Raw genomic sequence first — 23,191 nt, 5'->3', positions numbered from 1 at the left:
TTGATATTATTATTTTATGGAAATATTACAAAAAGAATTTAGCTTAAAACAAAAAAGTAGAGGTTTTCATTTAATCACAGATGAGATACTAAATAACATATCAGAAATTTTAAGTATAAAGATTGGTACTGTTAATCTTTTTATTAAACATTCAAGTGCAAGCTTAACTATAAATGAAAATTGTGATAGTAGTGTACGAACAGATATGGAAAACTACATAAATGATGTGATTTCAAATAAAAGTTATTTTGAACATATTTATGAAGGAAATGATGATATGCCTGCACATATAAAATCATCATTTTTTGGAGTTTCTTTAAGTATTCCTATTACAAATGGAAAACTTAATCTTGGCACTTGGCAAGGTATTTATTTAGGAGAACATAGAAATTTTGGTGGGAGAAGAAAAGTAGTTGCAACTATAATAGGTATATAAAATACTATAATGAATCAATAATTAATGATTTTAAACAATACACATTAGCTTGGATTGAAAGTTTTAATAAAGGTGATGTAGAAGCTTGCATCAATGCATATGTAGATGATGCAGTAATGATTGTAAAGAATGTAGGTGAATTTAAAGGTAAAAAAGAAATCTCAGATTTTTTGAATGAGACTACAAAAGCTGCTAAACATATTGAATATTCAAATACAAATATTAAAGTAATTGATGAAAAAACTGTACATTTAGATTCTGATTGGAAAATGAATATCGCAGAAGGTATAATTACACTTGAAGAATGGGTTAAACAAGAAGAAGCTTCTTGGAAAATAGTTCAAGATGAGTTTGAAATTTTAAAACAATATTAGGCGAAAAGATGCAATATCTAGAAAAACACTCTATATATATTTCAAATACAAAAAATAGTTTAGATTTTTATATAAATAAACTTGGGATGAAACTTGTTAATCAGTTTCTAGAAGATGAAAAGGAATTTTATCAACTGAAATTTAATCTTGATACCAATGAGGCAATTTTAGAGTTAATTCGCGATAAAAATAATACGCAAATAGTTTATCCAAAAGATGACAATAGGCTTACTGGATATTGGAAGATGGCAATTAGTATAAAAGACGTAGATATTGCAAGGCAAAAACTAATTGAGAAAGGTATTGAAGTAACTGAAGCTTTTCAAGTACCTAATGTGGCAAACCTTTGTCATTTTTTTGACCCAGATGGTTATGGGTTGGAGTTTATACAACATGAATTTGAGCAAAACCATAAAAAACAAAAAGAAGATTCGAATTATGTTTTAGGAAATAGAGCTATTTTTTCCCTTATTACATATAGAATAAAAGATATTGAAAAGAGTTTGAATTTTTATGAAAAAGATTTAAATATGAAACTTCTATCTAAAATGAATCTTGAGAAAAGAGGTTTTGATTTATATTTTTTAGGATTTACAAAAGAAAAACTTCCAAATGAAGATGTAGAAGATATTGAAAATAGACAATGGCTTTGGAAAAGAGATTTTACTATGATTGAATTACAATATGTTTTTGATTTAGATGAAAATTTTAAATATGAAACAGGTATTTCAACTGGTTTTAAAAGTCTTACTGTTTTTTCAAATGAAGAAAAAACTTTAATTGATCCAGATGGTTACAAAATTGAAGTTAAGAGTATTTAATATTTATATTATTTTTTTAACTATCAATATCCTAGATGAATAATAGTTCATCGTTTAATTTTGTTTTTAATTTAATTGGAATAAACTTCCATCTTAAAAAATGAAATTAATATATAAGAATTATACAATTTTTATATAACTAAAAGGAAAACAGATGAATTCTGTTATTATTGCAGTTACTGTAATGGTTATACTCTCATTAGTAAGAGTAAATATAGTTATAGCTCTAATTATTGGAGCTATAACAGGTGGTCTTACAGCAGGACTTGGACTTAATGAAACTATAAAAGCTTTTAATGCAGGCTTAGGTGGTGGTGCGACAATTGCCTTAAGTTACGCAATGTTAGGAACTTTTGCAGTTGCTATTTCTAAATCTGGAATTACAGATTTACTTTCTAATATGATTATCAAAAAAATAAATGGTGATACTTCTGATATGCAATTTATTTATATAAAATATCTAATGTTAGGACTTATTTTATTTGCTGCAATTTCATCGCAAAACTTAGTACCTGTTCATATTGCTTTTATACCGATTTTGATTCCACCATTACTTCATTCTATGGCACAATTAAAACTTGATAGAAGAGTTGTTGCTTGTGTTATTACATTTGGATTAGTTGCAACTTATATGTTATTGCCAATTGGTTTTGGTGGTATATTTTTAAATGAAATTTTGTTGAAAAACTTAGTTGATAATGGAGTAAATGCAGTATCCGGACAATTACCAATGGCTATGTTATTTCCAGTTTCAGGTATGTTCCTAGGTCTTGTAATTGCAATTTTTATCTCATATAAGAAAAAAAGAATATATGATGTAAGTAAGATTTTAGAAATAGAATCTCAGAAAAAAGAGATAAATAAATTCTATATTTTTATTGCTATAGTATCTGCGGTTACTGCTTTAGGTTTACAGTTATATACAAATTCAATAATTGTTGGTTCATTAGCTGGATTTATTATTTTTATAGTTGCTGGTGTAATAAAAGCAGATGAAACTCAAGATTTTTTTACTAAAGGTTTAAAAATGATGGGAATGATTGGATTTATTATGATTGCTGCAAATGGTTTTGCAAGTGTAATAAATGCAACTGGTGGAGTTGAAACATTAGTATCTTCAATTGTTGATATTATTGGTAATAATAAGTCTTTAGCTGTACTTCTAATGCTAATTGTTGGTTTATTTATAACAATGGGAATTGGTTCATCTTTTTCAACTATACCAATTATCGCAACGATTTATGCTCCATTGTGTATGCAATTAGAATTTTCTGTAATGGCAACAATTACTATTATAGGAACAGCAGCTGCTCTTGGTGATGCAGGAAGTCCAGCTTCTGATAGTACATTAGGACCTACTTCAGGATTAAATGTTGATGGTCAACATGATCATATTTGGGATACAGTAGTTCCTACATTTATTCACTATAATATCCCTTTAGTAATATTTGGATGGTGTGCAGCTGTTTATATTTTTTAGAAGAGGGGTTCCTCTTCTAATTAAAAGCTTTAAAAAGTCTTCTATTTAGATGTACAAAAATTAAAATAAGTGTAAGTACAAATACAAACATATAAATAGTAAAGTCCCATCCATATTTTGCATATACAATTGATGGAATTATTGAACCAAATGCTCCACCAATATAATAAAAAGTCAAATACATACCAGAAGTTAAAGCTTTTTGTGAGGCTTTAAGAGAGTTTGCAATTCTTGTTGATACTGTATGAACTGTAAACATACCAATACAAAAAAGAAATACAACTGAAAATAAAAACAAAGCATTTGAACTAAGAAATAAACTTGTTGAAATTATAAATATAACAACTCCTGCAACTACAGTTCGAAGTTCTTTTTTAAAAAACTTTACAATTTTATGAATAGTTAATGAGATAATAATTCCCATACCATATCCCAAATATAAAAGTCCAATCTGAGTCTCAGACGTTTCAGGTATAAGCTCTTTTATTCTAAATGGTAAAATATTTAAAAGTCCTGCAAATACAAAAAAGATAGTAAACATTAGTGAATAGATAACTATAAATCTTTTATCTTTTAAAATATTTGTAATATCTTTTATTTTAGGTTTTACTAAATTAGCATCTCCTTCAAAAGAGAGTTGTTTTATAAAATATAGTCCTATTAAAAGTGCAAAAGATAGCGAAAAGAAAACTACTCTCCATCCAAATTCTTCTGCAATAAACCCAGAAAACACCCTTCCTACTAATCCTCCAAATACAGTTGCTGCAACATAAATTGACATATTTAGTTTTGTATTTTCTTTATCATTTGCAAGTATAGACATACACGCTGTGAGTATTGCTGGTATTACCATTGCTTCAATTGTTCTTATGATTAGAAATATTTCATAATTATTTGCAAAACCTAAAGCAAGGTTGGTTATAAAAAGTGTAACAGAAGCTATGATTAAAACTTTTTTTGTTTTAACTGATTCTAAAATATATCCATAAATTATAGGTGAAATAGCTAGAAAAAGCATAATAACAGCCGTAAAAGAGGAAGCTTTTACAATTGATACTTCAAATTCATTTGCTAAAAGTGGTTGCAAGGGTTGTGTTGCATACATTACTGATAGTAGTATAGTAATTGTATATATAACTATCAGTAATTCTTTTTTCTGCATCCTTTAGATAGCTGCTCCAGAAGCTACCATAATTTCTTTTGCATCTTCACTCATCTTACTCATATCCCAAGGTGGGTCAAAAACTAAATTTACATTTACTTCATCTATTTCTTCAACACTTAATGTTACATATCTTACTTGTTCAACTAAACCTTCTGCAACTGGACAAGATGGAGATGTAAGTGTCATTTCAACACTTGCATGTCTATAATTATCTATTATTGCAAAGTCTATTTTGTATATTAATCCTAAGTCATAAATATTTACTGGTATTTCTGGATCAAATATATTTTTTAATCTATTAATTACTTCTGCTTTAATTGCTTCATCATTTTTTATTAACGACATAGTATTTACCTTTTACTTTACGCTTTAATAGCATATTCTTTTATTTTTTTTATCATTCCTATTATTCCACTTTGTCTATTTGGAGTAATAACCTCACTTAAATTTAGCTCATAGACTATATCCATGTCAGTATCTTTAAGTTCTTCAATTGTTGAATCAGAGAATATTTTTAGAATGATATATACTAAACCTTTTACGATTACAGCATCAGATGTTCCTTTAAAGTATAACTTTCCATCTTTTTGTTCACATACTAACCAAACTTGTGAAGTACAACCATGGACTATATGTGCTGGAACTTTATATTCATCATCTAAAGAATCTAGTTTTTTACCTAAATCTATTATGTATTCATATTTTTGTAATTCATCTTCAAAAAAATCTAGGTCTTCTTTTATATCATTTACTCTTTGTTCAATACTCACAAGTATCCTTCTAATCTTCTAACATACTTAAAGCTCTTTTTAGTGCCACTATTAACTTATCAACATCTTTATAATCATTGTAAAATGAAATTGAAACTCTAATTGTTCCTCTAATATCAAGTTGCTTCATAATAGGTTGTGCACAATGGTGTCCCACTCTAAGTGCAATACCCATTTTGTCAACAAGTATCCCAATATCATCATGAACAATATTTTCAAAATTAAAACTTCTACTTCCTACACTATCTTCTATATTATTGTAAAAGATGATATTAGGTATTTTTCTTAATTCCTCATCTAGATAATTATATACATTTTTTTCGATAGCTTCGATATTTTCGTATCCAACATGTGAAATAAAATTTAAAGCTTCTGCAAAGCCAATTATTCCTGCAATATTTTGAGTACCAGCTTCAAACTTATATGGAGAATCTAATAAAGTCGAACTATTAAAATCAACTTCATGTATAGTAGCTCCTCCAGTTTGATAAGCCTCTACATTTTTTAAATACTTTTCTTTTATATATATGGCACCAACACCTGTAGGTCCAAAAGTTTTATGTGAAGATATTGCAAAAAAGTCCACATCAAGCTCTTGCATATCTACTTTCATATGAGCTAGACTTTGTGCTCCATCTATCATAACTACAGCACCATACTTATGAGCAAGTTCTGTGATGATTTTTATATCATGTATTTTTCCAAAGGCATTTGAGATATGAGTTACACTTACAAAGGCATTTGGATTCTCTTTTAGTAGTTCTTTAAAATGTGCAAAGTTAAAATCTAAGTTGTCATTTACTTTTACTACTTCTAAACCATTTCCTAAACTTCTTCCTTGCATATGCCATGGAACTATATTTGAATGATGCTCTAAGCTAGAGATAATAACTGTTTTAAAATTTTTTGCGTAAGAACTTGCTATAAAATTTATAGATTCAGTTACACCTTTTGTAAATATTATCTCTTCATTTATATTTGCATTTATAAAATTTTTAAGTGTTTTTCTTGCATCTTCAAACTTTTGAGTTGCTTTATTTGCATCACCAAAATTACTTCTATGTGTATTTGCACAATATTTTTCATAATATTCTGTCTGTGAATTTATTACAGCTTCTGGTTTTTGAGTAGTTGCTGCATTGTCTAAATATACTATTTCAGAATTATTGAAATATGGAAAATCTTTTTTAAACATAATCACTTCTTTTAAAATTTGCTATAAATCTTTTTATTTTTTCGTCTTTTATATTATCGTATATTTCATTCTCAAAAGCTTTTAAAAGCATATCAAATGCCTTATTTTCTTCTATTCCTCTTGAGCGTAAATATAAAAGTTGGTCTTTGTTAAGTGAACCAACTGTTGCACCATGACTTGCTTCTAATTCATCAATAGATATTTCTAGATGAGGTTTTGCAAATATTGTTGCATCATCACTTAGTAAAATAGTATTTGAGTTTTGTAAAACTTTTGAAAAGTTTGCATTTTCATTTACTATAGATTTCGCTTCAAACACTGCTTTTGAATTATCATGTAAAGAGTGTTTATAGTTTACATTACTAAATGAACTCTTGTTGTTATGAAGGGTATTAAATATCGATGATGAATGTGCTTCTTTATATAATCTTACCAGACCATTTATATTTAAACTTGATTCAATATTATCTAAAGAAGTTTCATAAATATTTAGATTAAATCCATCTCCTAATTCAAAACTTGTATGCTCTATATTTGCATTATTTTTTAAATCAATGATAGAATTTATAATCAATTTATTTGACTCTTTTATATCTTGATACTTAAAATAGTTTAAATTTGCGTTATCTTTAATCTCAAACTCTCTATTTACACTATAAAATGTATTTTTACAATTTGATAAGAAAACTTCTATTATAGAAGCTTTGATACCTTTTTCTACTTTTATATGTAGAGTGTTTGTATTTATAATATCATCATCTTTTAATACATGAACAACAACAATTGGTTCTTTAGTATCTTCTTTGATAATAAGTTCATAGTTTTTTGAGTCCAAATTCTGATTTATTTTATAAAGCTCATTATTTGTAGATGATACTTTATTTTTTTGTCCTAAATCTAAATTTATTACATAATCTTTTTTATCTTTAAAACTATACTCATAAAGTGAAGAAAGGTCTATTTTTCTAAACTCTTCATCTTTTTTTGTAGGAAATTTTATATTTTTTAAATCAATTAGTTTCATCATTTATTCCTATTCCTTCATAACCTTTGCTATCAAGTTCAAGTGCTAAGTTATAATCACCTGTTTTTACTATTTTCCCATCTTTTAATACATGTACAAAGTCTGGTTTTATTAAAGATAATAATCTATCATAATGTGTAATCATTAAAAGTGAACGGTTTTTATCTTTTTGCAATAAATCATTTACTACATCTGCTACAGTTTTAATTGCATCTACATCTAGACCTGAATCTATCTCATCTAGCATGATTAACTCTGGTTTTAGTAAAAGCAACTGCATTAATTCATTTCTTTTTTTCTCTCCACCAGAAAAGCCATCATTTAAATCTCTTTGCATCAATTTTTTATCAATGTCAAATTTTCCTAGCTCTTCTTTTGAAAGTTTTAGAAACTCCATAGTGTCAAGCTCTTTTTCATTGTTATATTTTCTTTTTTCATTTATTGCAGTTCTTAGAAAGTAGCTATTATTTACCCCTGGTACTTCAACTGGGTTTTGAAAACTCATGAAAATACCTTCATTTGCACGTTCATTTACATCTAATTCTAATAAATCTTTTTCTTTATAAGTAATATCACCTTGCGTAACTTCACAATCATAGTGAGCACTTAATGTTTTTACTAGTGTAGATTTACCTGCACCATTTTGTCCCATAAGAACATGGATTTCACCTGGATTTATTTTTAAATCTAAGCCTTTTAAAATTTCTTTATTATCAATATTTACTTTTAAATTTTTTATATTAAGCATGTGTTTCTCCTGCTTTTCATTTTTTATATTTTTATCCAACACTACCTTCAAGTGATATACTTAAAAGTTCTTTTGCTTCTGCTGCAAATTCCATTGGTAACTCTTTTAAAACTTCTTTACAAAAACCATTTACAATCATTGCAATGGCATCTTCTTCACTTATCCCTCTTTGATTTAGATAGAACAATTGTTCATCAGAAATTTTTGAAGTAGTAGCTTCATGTTCTATATTTGATGAAGCATTTTTTATCTCATGATATGGATAAGTATGTGCTTTACACTTGTTTCCAATAAGTAAAGAATCACACTCAGAAATATTTCTTGCATTTTTCGCATTTTTACCAACTCTTACTAATCCTCTATAGGCATTTACTCCAGTCATTGCTGAAATACCTTTTGAGATAATTGTTGATTTTGTATTTTCACCTAAGTGAATCATTTTACTTCCAGTATCTGCTTGTTGAGCCCTGCTTGAAATAGCAACTGAATAAAACTCTCCAACTGAGTTCTTACCTTTTAAAATACATGATGGGTATTTCCATGTTAAAGATGAACCTGTTTCAACTTGAGTCCAAGATATTTTTGAATTCTCACCTTGACATAATCCTCTTTTCGTAACAAAGTTTAAAATACCACCTTTACCATTTTCATCACCTGGATACCAGTTTTGAATAGTAGAATATTTTATTTGTGCATTATCAAGAGCTACAAGTTCAACTACTGCTGCATGAAGTTGTCTTTCATCTCTACTTGGAGCAGAACACCCTTCATTGTAAGATACATAAGATCCTTTATCTGCAATGATAATAGTTCTTTCAAATTGTCCAGTATCTAAGGCATTTATTCTAAAATAAGTAGATAGTTCCATTGGACATCTTACATTTGGTGGAATATATACAAAACTACCATCTGTAAATACTGCACTATTTAGTGCTGCAAAATAGTTGTCTCCTGTAGATACAACTGATGCTAAATATTTTTTTAGTAATTCTGGATGATTATTTGCTGCATCTGAAACAGAACAAAATATAATTCCTAGTTTTTCTAACTCTTCTTGATATGTTGTTTTAACTGAAACTGAATCAAATACTGCATCAACCGCAACACCTGCAAGCATTTTTTGCTCTTCAAGTGGGATTCCAAGTTTTTCATATGTTTTTAAAATCTCTGGGTCTACTTCATCTAAAGAATCCAATGCTTTTTTTGGTGCAGAAAAATATGAAATATCATTATAGTCAATCATCGGGTATCTTAAATTTGCCCAAGATGGTTCTTCCATTTTTAACCATCTTTTATATGCCTTTAATCTAAAATCTAAAAGCCATGATGGTTCATTTTTCTTTTTTGAAATTGCTTTAATTACATTTTCATCTAGACCTTTAGGGAAAGTATCACTTTCTACTAAAGTCTCAAAACCCATCTTATAATCGTTGTTTAATAACTCTTTAATTTTTTGATTGTCACTCATGACAAGCTCCTTATTTTTAAATAGGAGTATTTTAGTCCTATTTCTAAAGTTAATTTAACATATGACCATTAAAATAAAATATGTTGAAAAAGTTATTAACTAAATTTAAGATATAATTAATATAATTGTTTCTCTTCATAGACTAAAAGGATATATCGTACAATGCCAGTTTTAAAAATTTTCTTTATATATATTATATTTCTATTGAGTGCCTCTTTTGCTCATAATGATATACCTAAAGTTCAAATTGAGGATTCTATCAATAATATAAAATATAATAAAAACTTTTCACTTAAAGAGAATCAATATTTAAAAAAGAAAAAAATGATAAAGATATGTATTGATCCTGATTGGATGCCATTTGAAAAGATTAATAAAAATGGCGAACATATTGGAATAAGTTATGATTATTTTAATATATTTCAAAAACAAATTAAGATTCCTATTAAATTAGTCAATACAGATTCTTGGACTCAAACATTAGCATTTTTAAGAGAGAAGAAATGTGATATTTTAACTTTAGGTAATGTTACTCCAGAAAGAAAAACTTATTTAAATTTTACAAAGGCTTATTTAAAAATACCTTTTATTATTACTACTAAAAATGAACAACATTATGTTAATAACTTAAAATATCTTAAATATAAAACAGTTGGTGTTGTTAAAAATAATGCTTTAATGACCATTCTTCAGAACAAATATCCAAATTTTATAATAAAAGAAGTCAATAGTAATAAAGATGGTTTAGAACAAGTACAAGAAAATAAATTATATGCTTTTGCAGGGAATATGTTAAGTGTAAGTCATATATTACAAACTGAATATATGAATGATTTAAAAATCATGAGTAAACTTGGAAATGAAAAATCTAATTTAGCAATTGGTGTTAGAAATGACGATTTAATGCTTCTTCAGATATTCAATAAACTTGTAGATAATTTATCTGAGGAAACTCATCAAGAGATTATAAATAAGTATCTATCAATTAAATATGAACAAAATGTAAATTATAAGTATTTACCTGAAATCATAGTCTTTGTATTTTTACTTTTATTTGCTGGGGGCTTTATTCATTACCAGTTGAAACAAATCAATAATAAACTTAGGAAGAAAGTAAAAGAAAGAACAGACCAACTGTTAAAGCAAAGTAGACTTGCTCAAATGGGTGAAATGATATCAATGATTGCCCATCAATGGAGGCAACCACTAACTGCAATTTCTGCAACTACAAACAGTTTATTAATTAAGCTAATATTAGAAGAAAAAATTTCAAATAATGATTTAAGAAAAGAAATATTACTAATATCAGATTATGCCCAACATCTATCAATGACAATCGATGATTTTAGAAACTTTTTTAAAAAAGACAAAGAAAAAAGTAGTATAACTTTAGAAAAAATTATAAAGAACTCAATGTCAATAGTTAATCCTTCTCTTGAATCAAAAGGGATAGAATTAAAGGTTGATTTTAACTGTAATAAAGAATTAAAGCTTTTCTCTTCTGAAGTGAATCAAGTTCTTTTAAATATTATAAAAAATTCTGAAGATGCTTTATTTGAAAATAATATTTCAAATCCATTAATCATAATAAGAACTTTTTTTGACCAGACTTATGCGATAATTGAAATTGAAGATAATGCAGGTGGAGTCCCCGAAGATATAATTGATAAGGTTTTTGATCCATATTTTTCTACTAAAGAAAGTAAAGATGGAACAGGTTTAGGACTTTATATGAGTAAACTAATTATAAATGACCATTGTAATGGTAAATTGAATATAAAAAATAGTCAAGATGGAGCTATATTTAAAATAAGAATTCCTCTTTAACTATAGTCTTATATTCAGTCAATACCATAGCCACGAGATATTAAGTTACCTAAGAATGGTAAAATAAATAATAATAATAGTTCAATTTTAATTAAGATAGTTATTATTTTAGGTATCTTAATTATTTCAGAACTATTATTTCTATTTTTAAGAAAAAATACTGTTGGATAAATTGATAATAATGAGATTAGAATAAATATTGTAATTTTTATATGAAAAATCCAGTTTGTTGAATAAAAACTACTATCTTTTCCTACCCACAACCATAATGATAATCCACCAATTAAAGTTATAATTGCACTTATTCCAAAAATCAAATCAATAAAAGCAACTTTTTTAAATTGTTTCATATTCATTTGTGAACTTAGAATTAAATGCTCAGCAACTAAAGTTGCAGATAAACTCATAATACCTATAAAATGTATATATCTAAAAATTATCTCTGACATTTTTAACCTTTATAATTTTTGGAATTCTATGTAAATATATCTTAATTAAGCAAATATTATTTATGAATATTAGCTTCTAATTTACTTGTATAATAAGAAATAGGATAAGTTAACATCAAATATCCAATAGCAAGCGGAATATAACTTTCAAGTGTTGAATAAGTATATGCATTTACTTCTTGGGCATTCATAGTAAATTCACTAATTGATATGATTGAAAGTAGTGATGAGTCTTTTATGATACTAGCAAACTGTCCTGTTAGTGCTGGCAACATTCTTCTAAAAGCTTGTGGGAATATTACATATACATACATTTGATATGCTGACATCCCTAGACTTAGACTTGTTTCATACTGTTCAAAATCTACTGATTCTATTGCTGCTCTTATTATCTCACATACATATGCTCCCGCAAAAAGTGCGAGAATAACAGTACCAACTATATATCTATTTTCAAAACCTAAGTTATTTGCAAATACGTAAAAGAAGATTAGTATTTGTACAAGAAGAGGTGTTCCTCTTATTAGCTCAATATAAAATCTTGAGAAAAATCTAAGAGGAATAAATCTTGAGTTTTGTCCATATGCAAAAAACAATCCAATAACAAAGCTTAAAATAAGTGCAAAAAAAGATATGATGATAGTCATTAAAAAACCATCAACAAACTTTTGTCTATATTCGTAAACACTTTCCCAATTAAAATTGTAAGATATGTTTTTAAACATAAAATAAAATGTAATAAGAACTAATCCAATAAGAAAAATTAGGTTAAAAAGATAAACAGCTATTGGAAGCCGTTTTTTCTTTTTAAAACCTAATTCATGAATAAATAAATCTTTTAAACGGATAATTATTTCCTAAAAGAAAAATGGAATATTTAATTCATCAAATGTTTTTTTAGCATCTGTTAAATATTTATTTGCAAGAGTATCAAATGTTCCATCTGCTTTTGCTTTCGTAATAAAAGAGTCAACTTCACCTTTTAAAGGATCATTTTGTTTTATAGCAACTCCCCAGTATTCAAAGTCTTTTTGAAAAGATTGAAGTAAAGGAACAGTTGTATCCATATTTTTTGCATAGTTTTTATAAATAGTTAATTGGTCATAAATAAACCCATCAGCTTTTCCTTGAACAACTTCAAGTACACAAGCAGCTTCTTTATCAAATACTAAAACTTCTGCATTTGGTAAATTGTCTTTTGCATAAATATGTCCAGTTGAACCTTTTTTTACTGCAACTTTTTTCCCTGCTACATTTAAATCATCAATAGATTTAACTCCTGATTCTTTATTTGCTAAGATTGCTAAAGAAGATTGTGCATATGGAATTGAAAAATCAATTGATTTTTTTCTTTCTTCTGTTATTGTCATAGATGAAATAATAAGGTCAACTTTTCCAGTTTTAAGTGAGGGAATTAAACCATCCCATGCAATATTTTCGATTACAACTTCTCTACCTAAATATTTACCTAGTGCTTTTGCAAAATCTACAGATACCCCTGAAGGTGTTCCATCTTTTTCACTCATTTCAAAAGGAGGGTAGGCTAATTCCATACCAACTTTCAAAACTTTTTTTTCAATTTTAGCTTCAGTTTTCTGTTCTTCTTTTTTCTCTCCACAACCTACTAAAACTAGAGCAAGTATTGATGAAAGAAATACTAAAAGGAGTTTCTTCATAATTTTTACCTTTATAAAATTTTCTGCATTATCTCATATTAATTATTTATATATAATAAGTTAAGTAAATTTAGGTCATAATTTTTTAATTTCTCTTAAAGAGTTTATCATGAATTTTGTAGAAAATGTAGGTAATAGAGTTATTTCATATTCTCTAGCTACATATGATTTTTTAGTCTTTTTTTTTAAAGTTATAGGCAATATGTTTTTACCAAGTAATTATGGTAAGTCATCAAGGATTTTTTTAGTTAAGCAAGTTTATTTAAGTAGTATCGAAAATCTATTTTCTTTTATTTTCTTAGCATTATTTTTAGGTTCAATTATTATTGTTATTGCAATTAGTTTTGCTTTAAATTTTAATTTGATTGACCAAATAGGCGATTTATTAGTACTCCTTGTGATAAATGAATTTTCACCTTTTTTTACAACCCTCTTTTTTATGTTTGTGTATAGTTTATCTTTAGCAGAAAAAATACAGAATATAAAAAAAGAAAGAAATAGTTTGATAAATAAAGTCTATATTCCAACATTAATAAATGGCTTGTTTATTGTTCCTCTTATGGCTTTATTTTTTGCAAGTATTATGTTAGCTAGTGGATATATAGTTTCATATTTATATTTAAATATTGATTTTTTTACATATAAAAATTTAATCATCAACTCAATAGCTTTTGAAAATATTATAGTTTTACTTATCAAAGGCTCTATTTTTGGATTTGTTACTGTACTTATTCCACTTTATTCTGGACATAAAAAGAAAAGTAATTATAATCTAACTCAAGTAGTAATAAAAAACTTGATTATAATATTAAGTATGCTAATCTTTGTAGAGTTATTATCTATATTGATACTTTATTAGAACATTTAGGAAAATTATGACTTATAATAATATAAGATTTAAAGTAGGTTTATTTGTACTTTTTTTAATTTTAAACTTATCAGGTGTTGTATATTATATTTTAGATAAAAAAGGTACTTTTGATAAAAGATATAACTACTCTTTTACTACATTTAGCGCTGATTCCTTTACTGTTGGAATGCCTGTAAAAGTATCTGGTTTTGCAGTGGGTAGAGTTGATGAAATTAAACTTTTAGATAATGGAAATGTTAAATTTATTTTCTCCGTAGATAAACAAAATCAAAAATGGGTTTGTGAAGAAAGTTTACTGATGATACGAAAGCCACTTCTTGGTTCACCCCATATTATTTTATACTCTGCAATTGGAAATCCTATTTTAAAAGATGGTTCAACCCTTGATGTTATAATAAACAATGATATCAATGATTTGGTTCTAAGTCTAGAACCTATAGTTAAAAAGATTGGTAATATTGTAAATTCTGTTGATAAAATTACTACTTATTTAGCCAAAGATAATTCAGAGTTGATGAAAATTATAAAAAATATTGAAGAGTTTACTACATCATTAGCAAAAGATAAATCTTTACTTACAAGTTTAACAGGTGATGAAAAAGCTACTGAAGCATTTATTCAAACTATAAATAAATTACCTAGATTAATTAATAACTTCAATAAAATGAGTTCAGATTTAAATAAAGATGTGGTACCTCAAGTCTCAGAATTAATCAAAGAATTAAATAATATAGCAAAAGATATTGAGTCAAAATTAAAAAGTTTAGATGGTGTTGTAAATTCTGTAGGTTCCTCAGATAAAGACATAAATACAATAAAAAAACAGATTAAAACAGGATTATCAAAAACTAATCAGATTATTGAAAAAGTTGATAACCTTTTTCAAACTGGACAAAATGAGAAAGTGGTGTTGCCATGAAAATATTTATTATGACTCTATTTCTATTTATAGTTTTTCAAGGTTGTTCTTTTAAATCTCCTCAAAATCAATGGGAGTTTAATAGTTCAAATTCTTTTAATTCATATGCCAGATATTTTTTAATTGATGAAGAAGATTTAGCACAAAGTGATTTACAAAGAGCAATAAAATATGCAAAACAAAGTGCAAACTTAGAACAACTAGGGCGTGTATACCTAGGAGCTTGTGCTCTAAATAAAAGTGTTGAACAAAATAATATGTGTAAAAACTATATTAAAATAGAAGAGTTTATTGTTTCAAAAGAGTTAAAAATATATTTTTCTATGTTAGTAAGTGAAGTAAAAGAAGAACAAATAAAATATTTACCTAAACAGTATAGAACTTTTGTGAACTATAAATCTTTAAAAAAATATGATTTAGCATTTGAATCTATAAAATCAATGGAACAATCAAGTTCAAAATTTATTGCAGCTAGTTTAATCAAAGACAAGTTAAAAAAAGAACAAATAAAATATCTAGTTGAAGAATCATCTTTTTTAGGATATAAAAAAATAGTACTTTTTTGGCTAGAATATTATTATGAAATAGAAGAAGATTTAAGTGAAAAAGAAAAGATTGCTAAGAAAATTAAGATTTTAAAGATTTAATCTTATTTTTAGTAATATTTTCTTGATGTATAATCAACTTTAAAGCCCTGATTTGTGTTATTTTTTGTAAATAATTTATAGTAAATAATTTAATTAAGACAATTTTTATCCTATTTAAATTATAATTCCACAAATTAATTTAAAATGACACTTTCTTATGGAATAGATTTTGCATAGAAATAGTTAAAAAAATAGGAATATGTATGGAAGTATATTTAGATAATAATGCGACAACAATGGTAGCTCCAGAAGTTTATAAAGCTATGGAACCATTCTTTTGTCATATTTATGGTAATCCAAATTCATTACACAAGTTTGGAGCAGGAACTCATCCAAAGATGATAGAAGCTTTAAATTATTTATATGATGGTATTAATGCTGCAGATGCTGATGATATAATAGTTACTGCAAATGCAACAGAGAGTAACAATACTGTATTAAAAGGTATTTGGATTGATAAAATTTTAAATGGTAATAAAAACCACATTATTACTTCTGAAGTTGAGCATCCGGCAATTACTGCCACATGTAAATTTCTAGAATCACAAGGTGTAAGTGTAACTTATCTTCCTGTGAATGAAGATGGTGTTTTAGAAGCTTCATCAGTAAAAGACTATATCAAAGAAGATACAGCTTTAGTATCTATCATGTGGGCAAACAATGAAACTGGTAAACTTTTTCCTATAAAAGAAATCGGAGCTATCTGCAAAGAAGCTGGTGTTGCTTTCCATACTGATGCAGTACAAGCAATTGGAAAAGTTCCTGTAGATGTTCAAGAGTGTAATGTAAACTATTTATCTCTTTCAGCACATAAATTCCATGGACCAAAAGGTGTTGGTGCTTTATATGTTCAAAAAGGTTATGAATTAACTCCATTGTTCCATGGTGGTGAACAAATGGGTGGTCATAGAGCAGGTACAGTAGATGTTGCATCAATGGTAGGAATGGGTGTTGCTATGAAACTTGCAGTTGAACATTTAGGTTATGAAAATACAGAAGTTAAAAGATTAAGAGATAAATTAGAAAATGCAATTTTAGAAATCCCTGAAACAATTGTAATTGGTGGAAAAGATAATAGAACTCCAAATACAACTTTAATCTCAATTAGAGGTGTTGAAGGTGAATCAATGTTATGGGATATGAATCAAAAAACAATTGGTGCATCAACTGGTTCAGCGTGTGCAAGTGAAGACTTAGAAGCAAATCCAGTAATGAATGCCTTTGGAAGTGATAGTGAGTTAGCTCACACAGGTGTAAGATTTTCTTTAAGTAGATTTACTACTGAAGAACAAATTGATTATGCAATTGAAGTGGTTAAAAATGCAGTAAATAGATTAAGAGATATTTCTAGTTCATATGCATACACACCAAAAAATCACGTGTCACAATTATAAGAAAAAAAGAATAGAAGAGAAGGAAAATTAATATGGCTAAGAATGATTTAATTAGTGGTTCAATCTGGGATGAGTATTCAAACCAAGTAATTAGAAGAATGGATGAACCTACTCATCAAGGTGAAATTACTGAAGATATGGCAGCAACTATAGGTGGTAAGTTAATTGTTGCAGACTTTGGAGCAGAATCATGTGGTGACGCAGTAAGACTTTACTGGGTTGTTGATGAGGAAACAGATGTAATTAAAGATTCAAAATTTAAATCTTTTGGTTGTGGTACAGCAATTGCATCTTCAGATGTTATGGCAGAACTTTGTATTGGAAAAACTGTTGATGAAGCTGTAAAGATTACAAATATCGATGTTGAGCATGCACTTAGAGATCATCCAGATGTTCCTGCTGTTCCACCACAAAAAATGCACTGTTCAGTTATGGCTTATGATGTTATCAAAAAAGCTGCAGGTGAATACAAAGGTGTTGATATGGAGTCTTTCGAGACTGAAGTTATCGTTTGTGAGTGTGCAAGGGTTACATTAGGAACGATTCAAGAAGTTATTAAATTAAATGATTTAAAAACTGTTGAAGAGATTACAGATTATACAAAAGCTGGAGCATTTTGTAAGTCTTGTATTAAACCAGGTGGACATGAAGAAAAAGATATCTACTTAGTTGATATTTTAGCTGATGTTAGAGCTGAGATGGAAGAAGAGAGACTTAAAAATGCAGCAGATGCAAGTGCAGCTGGTGAAGCTTCATTTGATAAGATGACAATTGTTCAAAGAATCAAATTAATTGATGGTATCTTAGATACTGATATTAGACCAATGTTAATGATGGATGGTGGAAACATGGAAATCATTGATATTAAAGAAAATATTCCTCATTATGACTTATATATTAGATACTTAGGTGCATGTAATGGTTGTGCTTCAGGAGATACTGGAACTTTATACGCGATTGAGTCAGTATTAAAACAAAAAGTTGATGAAAATATTAGAGTTTTACCAATCTAGTAATTAGAAATTTTAATCAGTAAAAAAAGAGAAGAGTCTTTCTTCTCTTTTTTTTTGTCTAAAATATATAAATTACATTATTTATTATGCAAAATTAAGAATTTTTTATGTAAAATTTTTTAATTAAAAATATTAATAAAAATAAAGGATTTCTGTCTTGAAAATAAAAAATATACTACTATTAATTTTTTTGTTATTTGGAAATACATATGCATGGGAAGCAAAAGTAACAGATATCCTACATCATGATTCGTATGCAGCAATCAGACTTAGTCCTGATCCTGGACCTGGAAATTGTACTGTTGGTTCACCTTATCTTCTTAAAATTGATGATACAATAGCCTCTAAACAAAAATTTAATATGCTTTTATCAGCTTTGATCTCAGGGAAAATTGTAAAAGGGTTTTCAGACTCTTGTTCAACTGCAATCTGGGGGACATCTAGACCAACACTTTATCGTTTGTATATAACTAACCGCAATTAAAATATAGTAAAAAAGAATAAAAAAACCTGTAATATTAGCTCTTTCTGTTTTATGGATTAAAAATTTGTTGATAGGGTACTTAATTATTCAATTGAGTATCTTTGATTCTAAATAAAAATATAATTATTTTTTAGATTACTAAGATAGCTTTCTAATAAACACTACTTTTAAATAAGAACCTTCTCTAAACTCATCTATAACTTTAAAATCTTTAGGAAGTGAAAAAGATTCTTCTATCTTATATTTTTTGTGGGATTCTTTAAATGCTTTCGCAATGAAATCTCTAAACGTTACCATTCCAAAATTTGCACAGTTTGTAGATGCAACAATTATTCCATCTTTATTTGTGATTTGAATTATCTCTTTTAAAAGTTTTACATAATCTTTTGCTACACTAAATGTTCGTTTTTTTGACCTTGCAAAACTTGGTGGATCAACTACAACCATATCAAATTTAAAACCTTTTTTTACTGCAAAGTTAAAGTAGTCAAATACATCTTGAACAATAATATCTTGTTGTTCTACATCTATATTATTTATTTCAAATTGTTCTTTAGTTTTAGGTCTACTTCTATTTGCTAAATCAACACTTGTAGTCTTTTTAGAACCTCCACAAGCTGCAAATACTGAAAAAGCTCCAGTGTAAGAAAAAGTATTTAATACTGATTTATTTTTTGAATATTTATCTCTTATAGTTTTTCTAACTTCTCTTTGGTCTAAAAAAACTCCAACCATAGGTCCATCATCTAAATAGATTGCAAAATTAATATCATTTTCTTTTACTATAAGTGGTTTAGGTGCTTCTTTTCCACAAACAAAGTCATTATCACCTTCAAGATATTGACCTTTTGTATCAAACCTTCTTTTTTGATAGATACCTTTATATTCTACTTGAGCTTTTAAGGCTTCAAGAATATCTTCTTTAAATTGGTAAATTCCTAAACTATACCAAGTTAGTAAATAAAATCCATTAAAATAATCTATTGTAAGACCACCAAGATTATCCCCTTCACCATTTAAAACTCTAAATGCCGTAGTTGATTTATTTTCAAAAAAGTCTTTTCTATATTCTATTGCATTGTTTATTCTTTTTTTGAAAAAATTTATATCTATTTTTTCTTCTTTTTTAGTAGATAAAACCCATCCAAAACCTTTGTTTTGTTTCCCATGATAGCCTTTTGCAATAAATTTTCTTTTATTATCCAAAAGATTAATTATTATTCCTTCTTCTGAAATTTTATCCCATGAAGCAATAGATTCTTTTGATATTAAAGGATAACCATCTTTATATTCATCAATACATCTTGGTTTAACAATTAGGTCTATTTCTTTGTACATTTTTTATTTTGTCCTTGGATATAATTTTTTAATTATACCCAAGGCATTTTAATATTTACTGTTAGTAAACGAATTTTTTTGTAGTAGTGTAGTTTAAATAATATTCTATTTCAAGTTCGGTCAATATTTTTATTGTATTTGTACTTCCTGGCACTCCTGCTGGATATCCAATAGTTACAATATATGGCCCATTTTTATCTAATAAATCTTTTTCTTTTAAAATTCTTAGCATTCTTTTAATCATTCTAGTGGCTTTAGATTCTTTTATAGTTTCTATTGGAGTAACTCCCCAGATTGGATTTAAAGAATTCAATATTTTTTGTGAATGTGTAAATGCATAGATTGGTGTTTTTGGTCTATATCGTGACATTTTTATTGCTGATTTACCTGAACTTGTAAGAGATAAAATTCCTTTTGCATCTAAATCATCTGCAAGTTTTGTAACGGTTGCTTGAATAACGTCAAATTCATCAAGATAATCAAACTTTTCTTGCTTATCATATTTGTAAATTTCTTCTGTTCTTTTTATAATATTACTCATTGTTTCAACAACATTTATTGGATTTTCTCCAACTGCTGTTTCTTCACTTAGCATTACAACATCAGTACCATCTAAAACAGCATTTGCAACATCAGATATTTCTGCTCTTGTTGCTCTTTCATTGCTTGTCATTGATAATAGCATCTGTGTTGCTGTAATAACTGGAATTCCCGCTTCATTTGATTTTCTAATTAACATCTTTTGGATTGTTGGAACATCAAAGTAGGGTACTTCTATTCCTAAGTCACCACGTGCAACCATTATTCCATCACTATGTTTTACAATTTCATCGATATTTTCAACTGCATCAAACTTTTCTATTTTTGCAATTAATTTTCCATCATATCCTTGTAAAAGCTTTTTTGCTTTTTTCATATCTTTTGCATTTTGTACAAATGAAATTGCAAAATAATCTACTTCATTTTCAATTCCCCAAGCTATATCATTTTCATCTTTTTTTGTAATTACATTTATATCAATTTGTGTATTCGGGAAATTTACACCTTTTCGTGAAGATAGCGTTCCATTATTTTCTATTCTAGCTTTAATGCTTCCTTTTACTGATACAACTTTTGCTCTTATGATTCCATCATATAAATATATATATTCATCTAGTTTAATCTTTTTTAAAATTTTAGGGTAGTTTATTGAAACAATATATTCATTAGATGATTTTTTATATCCAATTGTTTCTTCTTCTAAAAATGTAATTAAATCACCTTTTTTAAGTTCAAAGTTCTCTTTTAATTCTCCAACTCTAACTTTAGGACCTGAAATATCTTGAAGGATTCCTACTGTTGTATTTAAATTTTTCATAGCTGTTCTAATAGTATTTAATGTATTTAAATGATACTCATGAGTTCCATGGGAAAAATTTAATCTAAACATATTTGCGCCAGCTTTAATCAGCCCTTCAATGGTTTTTAAATTATCACTATTTGGTCCTAGTGTTGCCAATATTTTTGTTTTCTTTTCGATGATATCTCCTTTTAAATACTAGAGTTTTATCTAGTATTTAATATATGCTGTTTTAGTTGTTGTGTAAAAATCACTTGCGGCATATGATTTTTCTCTTGAACCATAAGATGAACCTTTTCTTCCTCCAAATGGTACATGATTATCCATTCCCGCTGTTGGAAGATTTATCATTACATTTCCTATTTCTGCATCGTGTTTAAACTGCATTGCTCTTTTTAAATCATTTGTAATAATTCCACCAGATAAACCAAATTCTGTGTCATTTAATACTTCAATTGCTTCATCATAATCTTTTACTTTAATTACACAAGCAATAGCTGCAAACATCTCTTCTTGATTTATTCTCATATTAGATTTACCATCTATAAATAAAGCAGGAGTAAAATAATAACCATCTGTTTCAGTTTTTATAGCTTCTCCTCCACAAACTAAAGTAGCACCTTCTTCTTGTCCTAATTTAATATATTCAAGATTTGCATCAAGCTGTTTTTGGTCAATACAAGGTCCAATTTGACTCTTAGGATTCATTGCATTTCCAACAACTAATGCTTTCATTTTTGCTTTGAATAGTTCAATAAATCTTGTATAGATACCCTCTGTTACTATTAGTTTTGAACAAGAAGTACATTTTTGACCATTTGCATTATAAGCACCTTTTATAGCTGCATCTACAGCTGTATTTATATCTGCATCATCTAAGATAATCAATGAGTTCTTACTACCCATTTCAAGTTGTAGTTTAGTCATTGAAGTGATTGATCTTTTTGCTAATTCTCTACCTGCTGCAACTGAACCTGTAAAAGTAATTGCTTGTACTTTTTTAGATTCTGCTAAAGCATTTCCTATAACTCCACCTTTTCCAAATACTAATGAAAATACTCCTTTTGGAAGTTTTGTAGTATCAATAATCTTTGCTAAAATATATGCAATAGCAGGAGTTTGACTTGATGGTTTTAAGATTACACTATTTCCATATGCAAGTGCAGGTGCTACTTTCCAAGCAGCAATTGCTAAAGGATAATTCCATGGTGTAATTACTCCAACAACTCCCACAGGTTCATTTATAACTTCAATATCAACTGAATCTCTTGGTGAATCCATAAATGCACCTTTTTGTCTAATTGCTTCAGCAGCAAAGTATGAAAAGAATTCTGCAGATTTTACAACTTCATCTGTTGCCTCTTTTATAGGTTTTCCTGCTTCTCTTGCAATAATCTCTCCATAATAATCTTTATTTGCGAGTAATTTTTCTGCAATATCATTAAGAATTTCTTGTCTTAAATAGATTGAAGATTTAGCCCAATCTTTTTGTACTTCTTTTGCAAAATTAATAGTGTCAAAAATATGATTATATGTCCCTCTATAAAATGTAGATACTATATCAGAGGTATCAGAAGGATTAATATTTTTACTTATTTCATGACTATCTTTCCATTCACCTGCTACTAGGTTTTTCATTGTTTCTTTACTAATTGTTTTTAAAAAGTTTGATTTTAATAAATCATTTTGATTTAAATTTTTCATCTTATCCCTTTCTGAATATTTATTATAACATTATAATGATTATAAACTT

24 protein-coding genes are annotated in these 23,191 nt (G+C 27.4%); 11 read left to right on the top strand and 13 right to left on the bottom strand.

The window, feature by feature from the left end; all coding sequences use genetic code 11:
* Window positions 1-16 precede the first annotated feature (16 nt).
* From BT997_RS08515 to BT997_RS08500, 4 genes are all read left to right on the top strand, one after another.
* Window positions 17-436, top strand: coding sequence for a secondary thiamine-phosphate synthase enzyme YjbQ (locus BT997_RS08515; protein WP_072681206.1), 420 nt, complete (start codon window positions 17-19; stop codon window positions 434-436).
* Entirely contained in the window at window positions 433-810 is a 378-nt protein-coding gene (locus BT997_RS08510; protein WP_072681204.1) for a nuclear transport factor 2 family protein, read from the top strand. The genes BT997_RS08515 and BT997_RS08510 overlap by 4 nt, the downstream gene beginning before the upstream one ends.
* Window positions 811-818: 8 nt before the next feature.
* Window positions 819-1,631, top strand: coding sequence for a VOC family protein (locus BT997_RS08505; protein ID WP_072681202.1), 813 nt, complete (start codon window positions 819-821; stop codon window positions 1,629-1,631).
* A gap of 154 nt (window positions 1,632-1,785) precedes the next feature.
* A complete protein-coding gene (locus BT997_RS08500) occupies window positions 1,786-3,111 on the top strand; it encodes a Na+/H+ antiporter family protein (RefSeq protein WP_072681200.1) in 1,326 nt (441 codons plus the stop codon).
* A gap of 16 nt (window positions 3,112-3,127) precedes the next feature.
* Here BT997_RS08500 and BT997_RS08495 read toward each other — a convergent pair whose 3' ends face one another.
* The 7 genes from BT997_RS08495 to sufB are packed head-to-tail and all read right to left on the bottom strand — an operon-like array spanning window position 3,128 to window position 9,481.
* Window positions 3,128-4,273, bottom strand: coding sequence for an MFS transporter (locus BT997_RS08495; RefSeq protein WP_072681198.1), 1,146 nt, complete (start codon window positions 4,271-4,273; stop codon window positions 3,128-3,130).
* 3 nt (window positions 4,274-4,276) lie between these two features.
* A complete protein-coding gene (locus BT997_RS08490; RefSeq protein ID WP_072681196.1) occupies window positions 4,277-4,621 on the bottom strand; it encodes a metal-sulfur cluster assembly factor in 345 nt (114 codons plus the stop codon).
* 17 nt (window positions 4,622-4,638) lie between these two features.
* On the bottom strand, window positions 4,639-5,046 hold the full coding sequence (locus BT997_RS08485; protein ID WP_072681195.1) for a SufE family protein: 408 nt from the start codon (window positions 5,044-5,046) through the stop codon (window positions 4,639-4,641).
* 10 nt (window positions 5,047-5,056) lie between these two features.
* The gene (locus tag BT997_RS08480; protein WP_072681193.1) at window positions 5,057-6,241 is read right to left on the bottom strand and encodes an aminotransferase class V-fold PLP-dependent enzyme; all 1,185 of its coding nucleotides are present in this window, start codon (window positions 6,239-6,241) and stop codon (window positions 5,057-5,059) included.
* The gene (locus BT997_RS08475; protein ID WP_072681191.1) at window positions 6,234-7,265 is read right to left on the bottom strand and encodes a SufD family Fe-S cluster assembly protein; all 1,032 of its coding nucleotides are present in this window, start codon (window positions 7,263-7,265) and stop codon (window positions 6,234-6,236) included. Before BT997_RS08475 ends, BT997_RS08480 begins: the two co-directional genes overlap by 8 nt.
* The gene (gene sufC, locus BT997_RS08470) at window positions 7,252-8,040 is read right to left on the bottom strand and encodes a Fe-S cluster assembly ATPase SufC (protein WP_258239467.1); all 789 of its coding nucleotides are present in this window, start codon (window positions 8,038-8,040) and stop codon (window positions 7,252-7,254) included. Before sufC ends, BT997_RS08475 begins: the two co-directional genes overlap by 14 nt.
* A 4-nt stretch (window positions 8,041-8,044) precedes the next feature.
* Window positions 8,045-9,481, bottom strand: a complete 1,437-nt coding sequence (gene sufB, locus BT997_RS08465) for a Fe-S cluster assembly protein SufB (RefSeq protein WP_072681189.1) — start codon at window positions 9,479-9,481, stop codon at window positions 8,045-8,047.
* A gap of 162 nt (window positions 9,482-9,643) precedes the next feature.
* Here sufB and BT997_RS08460 point away from each other — a divergent pair, with 162 nt between their 5' ends.
* On the top strand, window positions 9,644-11,308 hold the full coding sequence (locus tag BT997_RS08460) for a transporter substrate-binding domain-containing protein (RefSeq protein ID WP_072681187.1): 1,665 nt from the start codon (window positions 9,644-9,646) through the stop codon (window positions 11,306-11,308).
* 14 nt (window positions 11,309-11,322) lie between these two features.
* Here the strand turns inward: BT997_RS08460 and BT997_RS08455 are convergent, their stop codons facing one another.
* The 3 genes from BT997_RS08455 to BT997_RS08445 form a co-directional block, all read right to left on the bottom strand.
* Window positions 11,323-11,757, bottom strand: coding sequence for a DUF2214 family protein (locus tag BT997_RS08455; RefSeq protein ID WP_072681186.1), 435 nt, complete (start codon window positions 11,755-11,757; stop codon window positions 11,323-11,325).
* 56 nt (window positions 11,758-11,813) lie between these two features.
* Entirely contained in the window at window positions 11,814-12,482 is a 669-nt protein-coding gene (locus BT997_RS08450; RefSeq protein ID WP_258239462.1) for an amino acid ABC transporter permease, read from the bottom strand.
* A gap of 132 nt (window positions 12,483-12,614) precedes the next feature.
* Window positions 12,615-13,433 (bottom strand): transporter substrate-binding domain-containing protein, encoded by an 819-nt coding sequence (locus BT997_RS08445; protein ID WP_072681182.1) that lies wholly within the window; start codon window positions 13,431-13,433, stop codon window positions 12,615-12,617.
* Window positions 13,434-13,542: 109 nt separating this feature from the next.
* On the opposite strand from BT997_RS08445, the gene BT997_RS08440 reads away from it, so the two are divergent.
* From BT997_RS08440 to BT997_RS08415, 6 genes are all read left to right on the top strand, one after another.
* On the top strand, window positions 13,543-14,292 hold the full coding sequence (locus tag BT997_RS08440) for an ABC transporter permease (protein ID WP_072681180.1): 750 nt from the start codon (window positions 13,543-13,545) through the stop codon (window positions 14,290-14,292).
* Between the two features lie 16 nt (window positions 14,293-14,308).
* Window positions 14,309-15,223, top strand: coding sequence for an MlaD family protein (locus tag BT997_RS08435; protein WP_072681178.1), 915 nt, complete (start codon window positions 14,309-14,311; stop codon window positions 15,221-15,223).
* Window positions 15,220-15,870, top strand: coding sequence for a hypothetical protein (locus BT997_RS08430; protein WP_072681176.1), 651 nt, complete (start codon window positions 15,220-15,222; stop codon window positions 15,868-15,870). Before BT997_RS08435 ends, BT997_RS08430 begins: the two co-directional genes overlap by 4 nt.
* A gap of 203 nt (window positions 15,871-16,073) precedes the next feature.
* Window positions 16,074-17,264, top strand: coding sequence for a NifS family cysteine desulfurase (locus BT997_RS08425; protein ID WP_072681174.1), 1,191 nt, complete (start codon window positions 16,074-16,076; stop codon window positions 17,262-17,264).
* A gap of 32 nt (window positions 17,265-17,296) precedes the next feature.
* Entirely contained in the window at window positions 17,297-18,277 is a 981-nt protein-coding gene (locus BT997_RS08420; RefSeq protein WP_072681173.1) for an iron-sulfur cluster assembly scaffold protein, read from the top strand.
* A 157-nt stretch (window positions 18,278-18,434) separates the two neighbouring features.
* The gene (locus BT997_RS08415; RefSeq protein WP_072681172.1) at window positions 18,435-18,761 is read left to right on the top strand and encodes a hypothetical protein; all 327 of its coding nucleotides are present in this window, start codon (window positions 18,435-18,437) and stop codon (window positions 18,759-18,761) included.
* Between the two features lie 138 nt (window positions 18,762-18,899).
* Here the strand turns inward: BT997_RS08415 and BT997_RS08410 are convergent, their stop codons facing one another.
* From BT997_RS08410 to BT997_RS08400, 3 genes are all read right to left on the bottom strand, one after another.
* On the bottom strand, window positions 18,900-20,099 hold the full coding sequence (locus tag BT997_RS08410; RefSeq protein ID WP_072681170.1) for a class I SAM-dependent rRNA methyltransferase: 1,200 nt from the start codon (window positions 20,097-20,099) through the stop codon (window positions 18,900-18,902).
* Between the two features lie 61 nt (window positions 20,100-20,160).
* Complete coding sequence (gene pyk / locus BT997_RS08405) at window positions 20,161-21,618, bottom strand: pyruvate kinase (RefSeq protein WP_072681168.1); 1,458 nt, start codon at window positions 21,616-21,618, stop codon at window positions 20,161-20,163.
* A 30-nt stretch (window positions 21,619-21,648) separates the two neighbouring features.
* Window positions 21,649-23,142, bottom strand: coding sequence for an aldehyde dehydrogenase family protein (locus tag BT997_RS08400; RefSeq protein ID WP_083568603.1), 1,494 nt, complete (start codon window positions 23,140-23,142; stop codon window positions 21,649-21,651).
* Window positions 23,143-23,191 lie beyond the last annotated feature (49 nt).

Origin of the sequence: Arcobacter sp. LA11 (assembly GCF_001895145.1) — a bacterium.
Classification (GTDB): domain Bacteria; phylum Campylobacterota; class Campylobacteria; order Campylobacterales; family Arcobacteraceae; genus Halarcobacter.
The sequence above is the reverse complement of the archived record's forward strand: the minus strand, read 5'-3'. Positions and strand labels throughout refer to the sequence as shown.

Bases quoted from the DNA above. Each gene is read 5' to 3' on its own strand.
- BT997_RS08440 (WP_072681180.1), top strand. From the start codon at position 13,543: ATGAATTTTGTAGAAAATGTAGGTAATAGAGTTATTTCATATTCTCTA.
- BT997_RS08430 (WP_072681176.1), top strand. From the start codon at position 15,220: ATGAAAATATTTATTATGACTCTATTTCTATTTATAGTTTTTCAAGGT.
- BT997_RS08505 (WP_072681202.1), top strand. From the start codon at position 819: ATGCAATATCTAGAAAAACACTCTATATATATTTCAAATACAAAAAAT.
- sufB (WP_072681189.1), bottom strand. From the start codon at position 9,481: ATGAGTGACAATCAAAAAATTAAAGAGTTATTAAACAACGATTATAAG.
- BT997_RS08515 (WP_072681206.1), top strand. From the start codon at position 17: ATGGAAATATTACAAAAAGAATTTAGCTTAAAACAAAAAAGTAGAGGT.
- BT997_RS08445 (WP_072681182.1), bottom strand. From the start codon at position 13,433: ATGAAGAAACTCCTTTTAGTATTTCTTTCATCAATACTTGCTCTAGTT.
- BT997_RS08500 (WP_072681200.1), top strand. From the start codon at position 1,786: ATGAATTCTGTTATTATTGCAGTTACTGTAATGGTTATACTCTCATTA.
- BT997_RS08455 (WP_072681186.1), bottom strand. From the start codon at position 11,757: ATGTCAGAGATAATTTTTAGATATATACATTTTATAGGTATTATGAGT.
- BT997_RS08475 (WP_072681191.1), bottom strand. From the start codon at position 7,265: ATGAAACTAATTGATTTAAAAAATATAAAATTTCCTACAAAAAAAGAT.
- BT997_RS08480 (WP_072681193.1), bottom strand. From the start codon at position 6,241: ATGTTTAAAAAAGATTTTCCATATTTCAATAATTCTGAAATAGTATAT.
- BT997_RS08490 (WP_072681196.1), bottom strand. From the start codon at position 4,621: ATGTCGTTAATAAAAAATGATGAAGCAATTAAAGCAGAAGTAATTAAT.
- BT997_RS08495 (WP_072681198.1), bottom strand. From the start codon at position 4,273: ATGCAGAAAAAAGAATTACTGATAGTTATATATACAATTACTATACTA.
- BT997_RS08420 (WP_072681173.1), top strand. From the start codon at position 17,297: ATGGCTAAGAATGATTTAATTAGTGGTTCAATCTGGGATGAGTATTCA.
- BT997_RS08435 (WP_072681178.1), top strand. From the start codon at position 14,309: ATGACTTATAATAATATAAGATTTAAAGTAGGTTTATTTGTACTTTTT.
- BT997_RS08450 (WP_258239462.1), bottom strand. From the start codon at position 12,482: ATGTTTAAAAACATATCTTACAATTTTAATTGGGAAAGTGTTTACGAA.
- BT997_RS08400 (WP_083568603.1), bottom strand. From the start codon at position 23,142: ATGAAAAATTTAAATCAAAATGATTTATTAAAATCAAACTTTTTAAAA.
- BT997_RS08410 (WP_072681170.1), bottom strand. From the start codon at position 20,099: ATGTACAAAGAAATAGACCTAATTGTTAAACCAAGATGTATTGATGAA.
- BT997_RS08425 (WP_072681174.1), top strand. From the start codon at position 16,074: ATGGAAGTATATTTAGATAATAATGCGACAACAATGGTAGCTCCAGAA.
- BT997_RS08460 (WP_072681187.1), top strand. From the start codon at position 9,644: ATGCCAGTTTTAAAAATTTTCTTTATATATATTATATTTCTATTGAGT.